The organism is Rhodococcus sp. P4_F5, assembly GCF_056401315.1.
Map to the genome: position 1 here is coordinate 17,386 of NZ_JBFUJP010000016.1, position 14,005 is coordinate 31,390.

The window sequence follows — 14,005 nt, forward strand, 5'->3', positions numbered from 1 at the left end:
TCCCCCTTCAGGTGCGTGTCCCGGATTCGGGACGGTGACCGCAGCTAATTCGTAGCAGACTCTTCGGCGGGCGCCCACCTCAGCCGTCCTGCAGGGGTGAGATCAGCCGTTGCGCCTGTTCGTCAGCAGCTCCGCAAGGTGGACGCCGCGGCGGCCCGCCAACTGGTCTGCCTGGGTTCGACACGAGAAACCGTCCGCCAGCAACACCACGTCGGGACCCGACTCGCGCAGCGCCGGGAGCAGAGCATTCTCCGCGACCGCGACCGAGACGTCGTAGTGCCCACGTTCCATGCCGAAGTTCCCGGCCAGGCCACAGCATCCGGCCAGTTCGGTGATGCTCGCACCGGACCGTTCCAACAGTCGCCGGTCCGCCTCGAAACCCATCACCGCGTGTTGGTGACAGTGCGGTTGCACCACTACGCGCGCGCCGTCCAGTCGCGGCGGCGACCACGGCTCGCCATCGGGTCCGACTGTGGCGGTGAGGAACTCGGCCAGGGTGTGAGTCGATGTGGCGACCAGGCGTGAGCGCGGGTCGTCGGGCAGCAGTTCGAGCAGGTCGGAGCGCAGCACCGCGGTGCACGACGGCTCGAGTCCCACGATCGGACGACCGGCCCGCACGTGTGGCTGCAGCTGGTCGAGTGTGGCGGTGAGTTGTCTTCTCGCCCCGTCCAACTGGCCGGTACTTATCCAGGTGAGCCCGCAGCATGCCGCACGCTCGGTGACCAGCACCCGGTACCCGGCATCCTCGAGCAGGGCGACCGCTGCCCTCGCGACGGCCGGCGAGAAGGCGTCGGTGAAGGTGTCGATCCACAGCAGCACCTCGGTGCCGCGGCCCGGCGAATCGCCCCTGCGCCCCCACCACTTCCGGAATGACTGCGGCGCCAACGCCGGAACGTCGCGGCGCGGGTCGATGCCGGCCAACCGGAGAGCGACGCGGCGTACCGGCGCGAGTCCCGTGGCCGTGTTGGCGAGTGCGGGCGCCCGGGCGCCGAGGCGGGTCCACAGCGGGAGCCGGCCCAGGGTGTAGTGCGCGGCCGGGCGCCTGCGGCCCTTGTACTTTCGGTACAGCGACTCCGACTTGTAGGCCGCCATGTCCACCCCGGCGGGGCAGTCCGAGGCACAGGCCTTGCAGGACAGGCACAGGTCCAGCGACTCGGCGAGTTCAGGGGCGTCGAATCCGGCGGTCACCAGCGTCCCGTTGAGCACCTCCTGCAGCACCCGGGCCCGGCCGCGGGTGCTGTCCTTCTCGTCCCGGGTGGCCAGGAACGACGGGCACATGAACCCGCCCGCGGCGGAGTTGTCGGCGCGGCACTTCCCGATGCCCACGCAACGGTGCACGGCGGTCGTCAGGTCGCCACCCTCCTCGCGGAGGGCGAGGCCACCGGCCGTCGGCACGCTCCGCACGCCGGCCAGCCGCAGGTGCGCATCCACGGCGTCGGGTCGGACCACCACGCCGGGGTTGAGCAGGCCGTCGGGGTCGAACAGGTCCTTGAACCCGGCGAACGCCGACAACGCGGCGGGGGAGTACATCAACGGCAGCAGCTCCGAGCGTGCGCGACCGTCGCCGTGCTCGCCGGACATCGAACCGCCGTGCGAGGCAACGAGAGTGGCGGCGTCCACGAGGAAAGCACGAAACCGCGCCGGCGCGTCCGCGATGGGCAGGTCCAGCCGCACGTGCACGCAGCCGTCGCCGAAGTGGCCGTAGAGCAACCCGTCCACGCCGTGCTCGCGGGTCAGGTCCTCGAACTCGCGCAGGTAACGGCCGAGCCGGTCCTGCGGGACCGCGGCATCCTCCCAGCCGGGCCACGCGGGGTGCCCGTCCCGGGTGCGTCCGGACAGCCCGACGCCGTCCGCTCGGATCCGCCACAGTGCCGCCGACTCCGCGCCCGTCGCCAGCACCCGGGTGTCCACCGCGCCGGCCGCCCGGCAGACGGCGGCCGCCCGGTCCAGGGCCTCCGCGGCCGTGTCGCCGGCCATCTCGACGAACAGCCAGCCGGCGCCGCGCGGCAGGTCGGGCACGGTGCCGTGGTGCCGGCGCACCACGTCGACCAGGCGGGCGTCGATGCCCTCGACGGCCAGGGGCTGCGCGGTGAGCAGAGCGGGCACGTCGTCCGCAGCGGAGGGCATGTCGGGGTAGCCGAGGACGGCCAGCGCCGTCGCGGCCGGTACCGGGACCAGGTCCACGGTGGCGTCGAGGATCAGCCCGCAGGTGCCCTCGGTGCCGACGAACGCCCGGGCCAGTCGGTGGCCGCGCTCGGGCAGCAGGTGTTCGAGCGAGAAGCCGGAGACCTGCCGGTCGAAGCGGCCCAGTTCGGTCCGGAGCACGGCCAGGTTGGCCGTGACCAGCCGGTCCAGCCCGGGCACGGCGCCGAGGTCGTCGCCCAGGGTGCGCGGCTTGCCGGTGCCGTCCAGGATCCGCAGGCTGCGCACGTTGTCGGAGGTGCGACCCCACGCCACCGCGCGGGGCCCGCAGGCGTTGTTGCCGATCATGCCGCCGAGGGTGCACCGGTCCTGGGTGGACGGGTCCGGACCGAACCGGAGTCGGTGCGGCGCGGCCGCCCGCTGCAGTGCGCCGAGCACCATGCCGGGCTGGACCACCGCGGTCCGGGACCCGGGGTCGAGTTCGAGGATCCGGCCCAGGTGGCGGCTGAAGTCGAGCACCAGTCCGGGGCCGATGGCGTTGCCCGCCACCGAGGTTCCCGCTCCTCGCGCGGTGATCGGGAGGCCGTGTTCGCGGCCGAGGTCGAGGGTGGCGGCGACGTCCTCCGCGGAGCGCGGGAACACCACCGCGGCCGGGACCACCCGGTAGTTCGAGGCGTCGGAGGAGTACTCCGCGCGGCGCCGGGTGGCGTCGTCCACCTCGCCCGCGATGCGCGTGCGCAGAGTTGCCACCGCCGAGGTCAGTTCGGGGGTACCGCCGGAGTGCGACACAGTGCCGATACTACGGCCATCGCGCGGCCCGAGGGCGCCGGTGGGAGGACGGCCTGCGGCACGAGGGTGCCGCCGGGCGGGCGCCGCGATGGCGCAGGCAAACCGGACACGGGCCACGCGGATGACTGACGCGCATCGACTTGTAGTGTTAGACACAATGATWAGATGAATATCGTCAGGTCCGGTTTGGCTACCTTCGACATCGTCGAGCTGATCGCCCCTTGGCGCGCCACCGTCATGCAGATCGCACAGCGTGCCTCGGTGTTGTTGTCCGAGAAGTTGATCCAGAACGGACGGTGACCTACCAGGTCGGCGGCGACGGTGGCGGCGAGGGTGGCGTCGGCAAGATTTCGAGAAGCCCGGTTCGAGCGACGTGAACGATGCATGATGTCTGCGGTCTGTGCGTACGTGCACGACTGAAGAGCCCGACAGTCGGCTCGAAACGGACAATCCTCGAGAAATGGACATGCTGTGAGAACCTCCCGTATGAACGTCGCCCGCATCGGTGCCGTTGGCGGCTTCGCCGCGCTCGCATTGGTCGTGAACCCTGCCCTCGGCTCCGCCACCGTCACCGGTACCGCCGCCGTGACGACCCACGACAACACGATCACAGTCGCGTTCACCGGGGTCGGCTCGCCGACGCTGGTCGGCTGCTGGGCCGAGGTGGTGGATGCCAGGGGCAACCAGGTCGCAGGCAACGTGGCGTATCTGACCGGAGGTCAGGGGTCCTACGTCTCGGAGAAGTTGCCGAACGGGAAGTACACCGTCAGGGCCGTCTGCCTCGACGACGGCGGAGCGACGACATTCACCCCCGTCGGCGGTCAGTCGGTGACGCTGGACGAGGGCCGGACCGGAGTTGTCAGCTTCGGCAGCGTGACGTTGGATTTCGGTAACGGCAGCGTCGGGCAGTCCCTCGGCAGCTGACGGCAGGGATATGCAGCAGTCGCCGTGGGTGCTTGGCGAGGTCGACACGACACGGCAGGTGGGTCATTCACCAACGCCCGTCGACCCTGACTGCCGACACTGACGGGTTTGCCGCGGGACGGCGCCGGTCCTATCTGCCTCACGGGCGCGCAGCGCATCGAGCGGATCGGTGCCGTCCCGTCGCCCTCGGGGGCCGGCGCTCTCTGGTTCGGTGAGCCGACCGGCGTCGGAGCGGGTCCACTCGCGGACTGCCCAGCGCTCGGCGATGGCCCACCGGCCGTCGCGGCGTTCCATCAGGTCCACGTAGCGGCAACCACTGGTGAAGTTGACCATGCCGGCACCCTCGGGGCCACCCCAATGCGTTGCGGTGGAGTAGGACTCGCTGATCGCCCAGTCGCCGTGGAGCTCCACCAGGTGGTTGCCGATGTGGTGCATGGTGCCACCGATGACGGACAGCTTGGGGTGCACCCACTCGATGAACTCCTCGACACTGCCGTCGAATCCGGTGTGGTGGTCGATGCCGTCCGGGTGGTACGCGCCGCGCACCAGGTCGTAGTCGAGGCGGTCGATGCCACGGCAGTACCGCATCACCACCTCGTAGATGGCCTGCTTGTCCAGCAGTTCGCCGAGCGCTCGCGCGTCGAAACCGTTGTCTGCCAGGGTCATGGATTCTGCCTCTCGTTCGGCCGACGCCTACGCGGTCGCCTGCGACTTCAGGCCTACCATCCAGTCGAGGAGTTCGGGAAGATCCTCTGCCGCGGTCTGGAACGCCGCGGGCCGGAACACGACCACGGTGGCGCCGGCGTCATGCCAGCGCAGTGCCTTCTCGCCGGTCGCGTCCAGGTCCACCTCGCCGCCCACCGTGCGTTCGGGGGTCACCGAGACCTGGATCCGCGGCGAGAGTGGGTCGCGTGCGTGCTCGGCGAAGCACTCGCGCAGCAGCGCAACGTCCTGCGGGAACGAGGCCATGTCGGTGGGGTTGACGGTCCACCCGTCGGCCACCCGGGCGATCCGGTCGAAGTTCCGCTTGCTGGGGCCGAACCCGAACAGCACCGGCACCCGCTCCTGGACCGGGAACGGCAGCGAGTGGAAGTCCTCGAACGCGAACTCGCGACCGGTGAAGGTGGCGGGTGCACGTGTCCACAGTTCGCGGCAGGCGCGCACCGTGTCCTCCATCCGGCCGAAGCGGGCGTCGAAGGGCATGCCCACGGCGTTGTACTCCGCCTCCTGCCAGCCGACGCCCAGGCCGATCGACACCCGGCCGCCGGACAGCGCGTCCAGGGTGGCGAGCTGCTTGGCCAGCAGCGCCGGAGGTCGTACCGTGGCGATCAGTACGGAAACCCCCAGCCGGGCACGCTCGGTGACGGCAGCGACGGCCGAGAGCAGCGAGACCGGCTCGTACCAGGGCTGGTCGAGGGCGAACGGAAATCCGTGTGCGGAAACGCGTTCGGCGTGCGCAGTCGCATTGAAGCCGAGATGATCCCCGGTGGAGATCAGGTCGACTCCGGTGCGGTCGGCCAGCGCGGCCAGCTCGATCACCGGCCGGATCGCGCCGCCGAAGAGCTTCTCGGCCTCCAGGACGTTGAGCCCTACCTGCATGCCCGGTCCCTCAGTCCCGGTGCAGCGGTCGTCGGGCGTGCTCGGTGAGGTCACCGGTGTGGTCGATGCAGCACAGCCGCTGGGTGAATCGCCACCGCCCGTCGACGAGCGCGAACCTGTCGAAGTAGCGGCCGGTGAGGATCGGCTGCAGCGAGAGGTTCCCGGCCGCCTGCAGCACCGTGACATAGGCCAGCGAGGAGGCCTCGGTGTTGCTGTCCGCCACGGTGATCCGCACGTTGGTGGTGACATGCTTGGTGCGCGGCGAGGCCGGGTCGCCGTGCATCTTGATGAACGCCTCGTTGGCCGCGCGCACGGCGCGAGCGTCCCGGTCGATGGGTGTGCCGACCGGGACGCCCGCGCCGTCGCACTGGCCGTAGACGGCGTCGGCGAACAGCTCCGACACCTCGGCCAGCGCGCCGAGGTCGACCAGGTGCGAGTACTGGAAGATCAGGTCGCGGATCGCCTCGGTCGCGGCCAGCCGCTCGATCGTGTGCCGGATGTCCACCGTGGCCCTACAGCGCGATCTTGCCGCGGGCCATCTTGCCGGTCGCGTTGCGCGGCAACGGCTCGGTGGTCAGGCGCCACCGGGACGGCACCTTGAAGTAGGACAGCCGCTCGGCCGCGAACTGCCGCAGCTCGTCCTCGTTCACCGTGCCGCCGTTGGCGACCACCACGATCGCGGCAACCTCCTGGCCGAGGTCGGGGTGCGCCTCGCCGACGACCGCGCACTCGACCACGTCGGGATGCTCGTCGAGGCACTGCTCGATCTCGGTGGGGTAGATGTTCTCGCCGCCGCGCAGGATCAGGTCGGAGCGCCGTCCGGTGAGGCTCAGCCGGCCGTCCACCACCTTGCCGAAGTCGCCGGTGTGCAGCCAGCGGCCCTTGTCGATGGACGAGGCCGTCGCCTCCGGGTTCTGCCAGTAGCCGAGCATGACGTACGGGCTCCGCACGCACACCTCGCCCTCGACGCCGTCGGCGACCTTCTCTCCCAGCGGGTCCCGGATCTCCAGCGCGACACCGAAGACGGGCCGGCCGAGGGTGCCCGGGAACGAGTCGATGTCGGCCGGGAGGGCGACGGCGATGGCGGTGCCACACTCGGTCAGGCCGTAGCTGTCGACCAGGGCGTCGTGCGCGAACGGCACCTCCTCGCGCAGTCGCTCCTTGAACGCCACCGAGGACGGGGCCGAGGCCAGGGAGAACGCGGTCAGCGACGAGGTGTCGTACTTGCGGACATTGCCGTGCTCGATCAGCCGCGACGCCATCGTCGGCACCGCGCCCCAGTTGGTGACCCGCTCCCGCTCGACGAGGCCGAGGACCCGGTCCACGTCGAAGGCGCCCTGGTAGAGGACCACGGCGCTGCCCGTCGCCAGCCGCGGCACCACGAGGTTGTGGAGGCTGGCGATGTGGAAGAGGGGGGAGGTCAGCAGGTAGCGCAGATCGCTCGGCACGGCCAGGTCGTAGTCCCGGCCGGTGAAGGCGAGTGCGAGTGCGTCGCTGTAACGGTGGTAGTCGGACACCGCCAGCAGGTTGCGCTGGGAGTGCAAGGCGCCCTTGGGCTTTCCGCTGGTTCCGCTGGTGAACAGGATGACCGACGGGTCGTCCTCGCCGACCTCGGTGACCGTCAGCTCGCTGCCCGCGCGGGACGCGATCAGCCGCGGCATGTCCTCTTCCATGGTGACAACCGGGACGTCGGTGTCAGCGTCGGCCAGCAGCGCGGCACGCTTGGCGTCGGCGATGACCACGTTCGGGGTGCTGAGCTGGAGGCCGTACTCGATCTCGCGCGGCACCCACCAGGCGTTGAGGCCGACCGTGACGGCGCCGAGCGCCTGGGTTGCCCAGAACGCGACGACCCACTCGATGGTGTTGGCGGCGAGGATCGCGACCCGGTCACCGGCGCCGACGCCGTAGTCCTCGCGCAGCACCGCGGCGAATGCAGCGACCGCGTCGGCGTGCTCGGCGAAGGACATCCGGCGGTCCGCGGTGACCAGGTAGTCGCGGTTGCCGTACGCGACGGAGGCGCTGAGCAGCTCGTGGACCGCCCGGCCGCGGTGACGCATGACGGGCATCCGGGCGCCGAGCACGTCTTCCTCGACGAGCTCGAACGGGGCGTCCGGTCCGGTCAGTCGGGTCATGACGGAGGCCACGAAGGCCTGCTGGTCAGCGGCAGTGGTCATAGGTGGAAGTGCCTTTCTCGAGCGCGCGAACTGCACAGAACATGTCACGGGTACCCACCCGTGCGGAAGGCTTTTCCACTGACCGGGACTCGGCCCGCTGGCCCGCGCACGGCGTCGATAGCGTCGGGACAAATTGCAGTACGAGGAGTTGTCATGACCGATCTCGACCCGCCCAGGCTCAAGGCGCCGGACCCGTTGGCCCCCGCGGCGTCGGGTCCGCCGACCCGGCGCAACCGCGCCGTCGAGGCCGCGACGTTCGAGGGCCTGACCCCGAAGGGGTTGATGACCGACGAGTTCATCGATTTCCATCGTAGGCCCGTGTCGGGCCGAGTCGGCATGACGACGCAGGACAGGTGCATGTGCGCCGTCTACGGTGGCACCCACTGCGTACTCAACCCGAAGCCCGCCAACCACCCGGTGCCCGCGTGATGACGGGCGCAACCGAGGTCACCAGTACAGGAGTCAAGTTGGAACGCGCCACCATCGCCGAAATGCTGCTGGACCGCCTAGGCGACCAGCGCCTGGGCGTGCGCACCCGTGAGCAGGACTGGACCTGGGACGAGGTGGTCCGCGAGTCGGCCGCCCGCGGCGCCCTGGCCAAGTCGCTGCGCCGCGAGGGACCCTTCCACATCGGTGTCCTGCTCGAGAACGTGCCGGACTTCCTGTTCTGGCTCGGCGGCGCGGCACTGTCCGGCGCCACGATCGTCGGCATCAACCCGACCCGCGGCGCGACCGAACTCGAGGCCGAGATCCGGTACGTCGACTGCCAGTTGATCGTCACCGACGCGGCCGGCATGGCGAAACTGCGTGAGCTGGACCTCGGGCTGGAGCCGGACCGGTTCCTGCTGGTCGACGACCCGGCGTACTCCTACCGGCTGGCCGCGCACACGGTGGACCGGCCGGTGATCGAGCCGGACGTCGACGAGTCCACGCTGATGTTGCTGCTGTTCACCTCCGGCACCACCGGCATGTCGAAGGGCGTCAAGTGCAGCCAGGGCCGGCTGGCCCGGCTCGCCTACTCGAACTCCGTCAAGTACGGGCACGTCCGGGAGGACGTGGACTACTGCTGCATGCCGCTCTTCCACGGCAACGCGCTGATGGCGCTGTGGGCGCCGGCGCTGGCGAACGGCGCAACCGTGTGCCTGACCCGGAAGTTCTCGGCCTCCGGGTTCCTGCCGGACGTCAAGTTCTACGGCGCCACCTTCTTCACCTACGTCGGCAAGGCGCTCGGCTACCTGATGGCGACGCCGGAGACGCCGAGCGACATCGACAACACCCTGGTCCGGGCGTTCGGCACCGAGGCCTCGCCCGAGGACAAGGTCGAGTTCGTCCGCCGCTTCGGCGCCGAACTGTTCGAGGGCTACGGCTCGAGCGAGGGTGCCGGGTCCGTCAAGCTCGACCCGGCGGCCCCGGAGGGCGCGCTCGGCCGGCCCGCGCACGAGGGCATCGCGGTGGTGAACCCGGAGACCCGGGAGGAGTGCGCCCGCGCGATCCTCGACGAGCACGGCCGGGTGCTGAACCCGGACGCGGCGATCGGCGAGATGATCAACAAGGAGGGCGCCCGCGCCTTCGAGGGCTACTACAAGAACGACGTCGCGGACGCCGAGCGGATCAGGCACGGCTGGTACTGGACCGGCGATCTCGGCTACGTCGACGAGGCAGGCTTCCTGTACTTCGCCGGCCGCAAGGGCGACTGGATCCGCGTCGACGGCGAGAACACCTCCGCGTTGATGATCGAGCGGGTGCTGCGCAGGCATCCGGCGGTCATCGCGACCGGCGTGTACGCGATTCCGGACTCGCGCTCCGGCGACCAGGTGATGGCCGCGATCGAGGTGGCGGACCTGGAGAAGTTCGACGCGGCCGAGTTCGCGTCCTACCTGGACGGGCAGGCGGACCTGGGCAGCAAGGCGACGCCGCGGTTCCTGCGGGTGTCGACGAACCTGCCGGTGACCGGCTCGAACAAGGTGCTCAAGCGCGAGTTGCAGGCCGAGAAGTGGCGCACCGGGGAACCGGTGTACCGCTGGGAGGGACGCGGCGGCGTCGAGTACCGGGCGATGACCGAGGATGACAAGACCGCACTGGAGGCCGAGTTCGACAGCTTCGGCCGCCAGCGCTTCCTGTAGGCGCTCCGCGCCTGTGCGCCGCTCTGGTAGCTGGAGCTACCAAGAGTGCGCACAGGCGGCGGAGCCGCCTCGCCCGACGAGAGGATGTCCCGTTGAAGCTCGGCGTAGTGGTTCCGGTGGAGTTAGGCGTGGCCGGGGACCCGGACCGGATGCTCGAATTCGCCCGCGCGGCAGAGTCACTGGGCTTCGACGAGATCTCCGCGGTCGAGCACGCCGTGGTCATCGGCGACACGGGCAGCGAGTACCCGTACTCGCCGACGGGCAAGTCGCACCTGCCCGACGACTGCCCGTTGCCGGACCCGCTGGAGCTGCTGTCCTTCGTGGCGGGCGCGACCAGGACGCTGGGGCTCGCGACCGGGGTCCTGGTGCTGCCGAACCACAACCCGGTGGTGCTGGCCAAGCGGCTGGCGACGCTGGACCGGCTCTCCGGCGGCCGGCTGCGGATCTGCCTCGGCATGGGGTGGATGCGCGAGGAGGTCGAGGCCTGCGGCGGCGACTTCGAGCGCCGCGGCAAGATGGCCGACGAGGCGGTCGCGGTGATGCGGGCGCTGTGGTCCGGAGGGGCGGACGGCGTCGACTTCGACGGCGAGTACTACCGGTTCGCGCGGGCGTACTCGTACCCGAAGCCGGTGCGTGAGTCGGGGGTGCCGCTCTACATCGGCGGGCACAGCAAGGCGGCGGCGCGTCGGGCGGGACGCCTCGGCAACGGTTTCCAGCCGCTCGGGCTCGGCGGGGACGACCTGGACGCGGCGGTCGCGTTGATGCGGTCCGCCGCGTCGGACGCCGGCCGCGACCCGGCCGAGGTGGCGCTCGTACTCGGCCACGTGCTGCCGAGGATGGACGAGTCGAAGATCGAGTGGGCGAACTCGCTCGGCTCGGACCGGATCCTGCTGTCGGCCTCGCGCCGCGCGACGACCTTCGAGGCGGTCCTCGACGAGATGGCGGAGTGCTCGGCCCGGCTCGGCCTGTCCTGACCCGCGTTTCGGCAGGATCAGCCCCGGAAAGCGGGGGTCATCCTCCGAAACCGCCTGCCCCGTCACTTGTCCCGGGGGCCGCCGCCGCCCCGGCTCGCGCGCCAGGCCGCGACCGCCTCGTCGGCGTCGACGGTGTGGACCGGCACCAGGGGCCCGCTCGGCGCGAGCAGGTGGGCGGCGATGCGGCGGTTGAGGTCGGCGACAACCTCGCGCACCGCCGACTCCGTCGGCAGGTCCGCGACCGTGTGGGGCACCCGCTGGACCTCGCGTCGTAGCTGAAGTGACGGCGGCAGCAGCGCCTCCGTCGACAGACCCTCGCGCCTCAGCTTGTTCTTCACCCACCACAGTTCGTCGTCGTCACCGAGGTGGGGGATCGGCTGTCCGGCACCCGGCAGGTTGTCGAACTCGCCGCGTTCCTGCGCGACACGGATCTGCCGCTCCACCCACGACTCGAAGGGGACGTCCGGGGGCTTCCGTTCGGTCATGGCCCCATTGTCCGCCTCCGCGGCAGGTCACCCGAGTATCCGGCGCAGCTGCCGGGCCTGGGCGGCGAGCCGGCCGTCGTCGGTGAACAGTTCGGTCTCGTCGACGCACAGCGTGTCGGTCGCCCACACGGTGCGGTGCCGGAGCCGGTGCCACGGCGAACCGGAGCGGACGGTCGGCACGAAGTGCGCGCTGTACTCGGCGGTGGGGATGGGGACCGGAGTGGTCCGGGTGGCGTAGAGCGCGGGCGGAAGGGCGTCGAGCAGCACCGCGGCGAGCTCGGCCCCGGTGAACCCGATCGGTGGATCGAGGCGGATCCAGACGTCGAACTCGGGGACGTCGCCGCCGGCGAACGGCCGCGCGTCGTTGATCGGCCGGATGTCGAGGTGCTGGGAGAACGGGACGAAGTCGACCGGAATCCGCAGGCGCTCGGTGGCCTCGGGGGCGGTGGGGCTCGGCTCGACCACCGAGGCGGGCAGTGTCACCGCGCCCGGGTCCCGGGTCAGCCGCACCAGCGCGAGCGCCGCGTCGGACAGGGAGACCAGCGAGCTCACGGTGCGCCCGCCGTGCTCACGACCGGTCGTCAGTTCCGCCGGGCCGGGCGGGACGGGCCGGGTGAAATGCGCACTGACCGCGGCCGGCACGGCTCCCGTGGCCTCGGCGGCCGCCCGGAGCATCGTCGCGACGACGAGCCCGCCGTGGATGCCGTCGAAACTGCGCCAGCTGGAATCGAACTCGACGCTGTACGTGGGTGCGGTGGTCGAGGTCATCGCCTTGCCTCCGGATCGTGGGTGGGAGAGTTCATGCCGGCCGAGGCGAGCGCCGCGACGACGGCCACCGCGACGATCAGCCACCACGCCGTCCGGAACGCGCTGTGGGTGGCGTCGTAGCCCGCGGCAGGGTCGACGGTGAGGACGGCGACGAGCAGACTCACCCCGAGAACCGAGCCGATCTGCCTGGTCATGTTGACGACGGCGCTTCCGGTGGCGGCGCGGTCCGGTGGCAGGGTCGCGGTGGCCGCGGACAGGATGGTCGGCAGGGCAAGTCCCACACCAATTCCGGCGATCAGCCAGCCCGGCAGGATCTGCGTCGCGTAGCTCGGGTCGGGGCCGACGGAGACGAGGATCAGCGCGGTGCCCGCGGCCCACAGCGCGCACCCGGCGGCGGCGAGGGTGCCGGGTGCGTACCGCTTCGAGAGCCGCTGGCCCACCACTGCGAACACCGGGACGAGCAGGGGGCCGGGCGCGATGGCCAGCCCGGTACGCAGGGCCGAGTAGTCCCAGACCTGTTGCAGCCACAGGATGTTCGCCAGCAATCCGGCCGCGAAGGCGGCACTGAAGGCCAGCGCGGTCGCGTTCGACCACGCGAACGTGCGTACCCGGAGCAGTGCCGGCTCGATCAGCGGCGCCGGGCGCCGGGTGTTGCGCAGCCAGAACCCCGCGACCGCCACGAGGGCGCCCACGAAGGCGCCGAGGATCCGCGGATCGGTCCACCCCCAGTCGGGACCCTGGACCAGGCCGAGGGACAGCGCGCCGATGCCGCCGGTCAGCAGGGCCGCGCCGAACAGGTCGAGCGGGCGGTCGTCGGGGTCCGGGTGGGTGGCCGGCACGATCCGGGTCGCGGCCACCAGGAAGGCGATGCCGATCGGGACGTTGATCAGGAACACCCAGCGCCACGACGCCTCGACCAGGAGCCCGCCGACCACCGGACCGAGCGCTGCCGCCGCGGCGCCGGATGCTGCCCAGATCCGAACCGCCCCTGCGCGTTTCGCCTCGGGAACCGTGCTGACCAGCAGGCCCAGGCTCGACGGCGTCAGGGCCGCGGCACCCACCGCCTGGAGCAGCCGGGCGACGACGAGAAGCCAGAGCGTCGGGCTCAGCGCGCAGGCCGCGCTGGCGGCGGTGAACAGCGTGAGGCCGAGGAGGAAGCCGCGTCGCCGGCCCACCCGGTCGGCCCACCGCCCCATCGGGACGAGCAGCGCCGCGAACACGATCGCGTAGCCGTTGAGAACCCAACTCAGTTGGCCGAGTGAGTGTCCGGGGTAGCTCTCGGCGATGTCGTCGAACGCGACGTTCACGACGAACAGGTCGAGGCTGGCGACGAAGGCCGCTCCCGACAGGACCGCGAGGAGTGGGCCGATCCGAGTGGGTGTGGGGGTCCGCGCCCCGACCACCTGACTATTGGTTTGCATAGTCAGCAACGTAGACACTGGCTATGCTTTTGGCAAGCCAGGGGTATGCTGGACGGCATGGATGCGGCACGGTTGGACGGATTTCTCGCGGATCGAGGGGCGTGGCAGGCCGGTTCGTACTGCTCGATCGGCCGGGCGATGGCGGTCGTCGGCACCCGTTCGGCGATACTTATCCTGCGTGAGGCCTACTACGGGACAACCAGATTCGACGACTTCGCGCGCCGCGTCGGCATCACCGAGGCGGTGGCGGCGTCCCGGCTGCGGGAACTGACGGCGGAGGGATTGTTCGAGCGCAGGCCGTACAAGGAGCCGGGGCAGCGGACGCGCTACGAGTACGTGCTGACGGAGAAGGGGCGGGACCTGCTGCCCGCCGTCCTGGCGCTGATGCAGTGGGGCGACAAGTACCTGCAGGGCGGGCACGGCGGCCCACTGGGGCTGCTCGACGACACGACTGGCGAGCGGGTTCGGGTGCAGGTGCGCAGCGAGTCGGGCCGCGAGGTTCCGCTGTCTGAGCTGCGGGTCGCCCCGAACGTCAGTGAGGAGCAGGTCGCGCGGGCGATGGACGCGTACCGGGCCGGCCGCGGGTCCGGAGTAGGGGCGTAGCTG

General features: G+C 70.9%; 14 protein-coding genes. 6 read left to right on the plus strand and 8 right to left on the minus strand.

What is annotated here, in order from left to right; translation table 11 throughout:
- Positions 1-102: 102 nt before the first annotated feature.
- The gene (locus tag AC1DU4_RS09435) at positions 103-2,931 is read right to left on the minus strand and encodes an FAD-binding and (Fe-S)-binding domain-containing protein (protein ID WP_477839208.1); all 2,829 of its coding nucleotides are present in this window, start codon (positions 2,929-2,931) and stop codon (positions 103-105) included.
- A gap of 165 nt (positions 2,932-3,096) precedes the next feature.
- Here AC1DU4_RS09435 and AC1DU4_RS09440 point away from each other — a divergent pair, with 165 nt between their 5' ends.
- Both AC1DU4_RS09440 and AC1DU4_RS09445 read left to right on the plus strand, forming a co-directional pair.
- Positions 3,097-3,231 carry a hypothetical protein gene (locus tag AC1DU4_RS09440; RefSeq protein ID WP_477839210.1) on the plus strand — a complete coding sequence of 45 codons (135 nt, stop codon included), beginning with the start codon at positions 3,097-3,099 and terminating at the stop codon, positions 3,229-3,231.
- Between the two features lie 171 nt (positions 3,232-3,402).
- A complete protein-coding gene (locus AC1DU4_RS09445) occupies positions 3,403-3,855 on the plus strand; it encodes a hypothetical protein (protein WP_477839213.1) in 453 nt (150 codons plus the stop codon).
- Between the two features lie 63 nt (positions 3,856-3,918).
- Here the strand turns inward: AC1DU4_RS09445 and AC1DU4_RS09450 are convergent, their stop codons facing one another.
- Genes AC1DU4_RS09450 through casG form a run of 4 tightly spaced genes read right to left on the minus strand, consistent with a single transcriptional unit; the run spans position 3,919 to position 7,628 of the window.
- Positions 3,919-4,521, minus strand: coding sequence for a nuclear transport factor 2 family protein (locus tag AC1DU4_RS09450; protein WP_477839215.1), 603 nt, complete (start codon positions 4,519-4,521; stop codon positions 3,919-3,921).
- Positions 4,522-4,548: 27 nt separating this feature from the next.
- Complete coding sequence (locus tag AC1DU4_RS09455; protein ID WP_477839216.1) at positions 4,549-5,454, minus strand: TIGR03619 family F420-dependent LLM class oxidoreductase; 906 nt, start codon at positions 5,452-5,454, stop codon at positions 4,549-4,551.
- A gap of 10 nt (positions 5,455-5,464) precedes the next feature.
- A complete protein-coding gene (locus AC1DU4_RS09460; RefSeq protein WP_083577076.1) occupies positions 5,465-5,959 on the minus strand; it encodes a nuclear transport factor 2 family protein in 495 nt (164 codons plus the stop codon).
- Between the two features lie 7 nt (positions 5,960-5,966).
- On the minus strand, positions 5,967-7,628 hold the full coding sequence (gene casG / locus AC1DU4_RS09465; RefSeq protein WP_477839218.1) for a steroid-24-oyl-CoA synthetase: 1,662 nt from the start codon (positions 7,626-7,628) through the stop codon (positions 5,967-5,969).
- Positions 7,629-7,781: 153 nt separating this feature from the next.
- On the opposite strand from casG, the gene AC1DU4_RS09470 reads away from it, so the two are divergent.
- From AC1DU4_RS09470 to AC1DU4_RS09480, 3 genes are all read left to right on the plus strand, one after another.
- The gene (locus AC1DU4_RS09470) at positions 7,782-8,057 is read left to right on the plus strand and encodes a hypothetical protein (protein WP_477839220.1); all 276 of its coding nucleotides are present in this window, start codon (positions 7,782-7,784) and stop codon (positions 8,055-8,057) included.
- Entirely contained in the window at positions 8,057-9,751 is a 1,695-nt protein-coding gene (casI, locus tag AC1DU4_RS09475; RefSeq protein ID WP_477839222.1) for a steroid-22-oyl-CoA synthetase, read from the plus strand. Before AC1DU4_RS09470 ends, casI begins: the two co-directional genes overlap by 1 nt.
- A 92-nt stretch (positions 9,752-9,843) precedes the next feature.
- A complete protein-coding gene (locus AC1DU4_RS09480) occupies positions 9,844-10,725 on the plus strand; it encodes an LLM class F420-dependent oxidoreductase (protein WP_477839224.1) in 882 nt (293 codons plus the stop codon).
- Positions 10,726-10,787: 62 nt separating this feature from the next.
- Here the strand turns inward: AC1DU4_RS09480 and AC1DU4_RS09485 are convergent, their stop codons facing one another.
- The 3 genes from AC1DU4_RS09485 to AC1DU4_RS09495 are packed head-to-tail and all read right to left on the minus strand — an operon-like array spanning position 10,788 to position 13,399.
- The gene (locus AC1DU4_RS09485) at positions 10,788-11,210 is read right to left on the minus strand and encodes a DnaJ family domain-containing protein (protein ID WP_477839226.1); all 423 of its coding nucleotides are present in this window, start codon (positions 11,208-11,210) and stop codon (positions 10,788-10,790) included.
- A gap of 27 nt (positions 11,211-11,237) precedes the next feature.
- Positions 11,238-11,978: an acyl-CoA thioesterase gene (locus tag AC1DU4_RS09490; RefSeq protein ID WP_477839228.1), complete on the minus strand. Its 741-nt coding sequence runs from the start codon at positions 11,976-11,978 to the stop codon at positions 11,238-11,240.
- On the minus strand, positions 11,975-13,399 hold the full coding sequence (locus tag AC1DU4_RS09495) for an MFS transporter (protein ID WP_477839230.1): 1,425 nt from the start codon (positions 13,397-13,399) through the stop codon (positions 11,975-11,977). The genes AC1DU4_RS09490 and AC1DU4_RS09495 overlap by 4 nt, the downstream gene beginning before the upstream one ends.
- 57 nt (positions 13,400-13,456) lie before the next feature.
- On the opposite strand from AC1DU4_RS09495, the gene AC1DU4_RS09500 reads away from it, so the two are divergent.
- Entirely contained in the window at positions 13,457-14,002 is a 546-nt protein-coding gene (locus AC1DU4_RS09500; RefSeq protein WP_477839231.1) for a winged helix-turn-helix transcriptional regulator, read from the plus strand.
- Positions 14,003-14,005 lie beyond the last annotated feature (3 nt).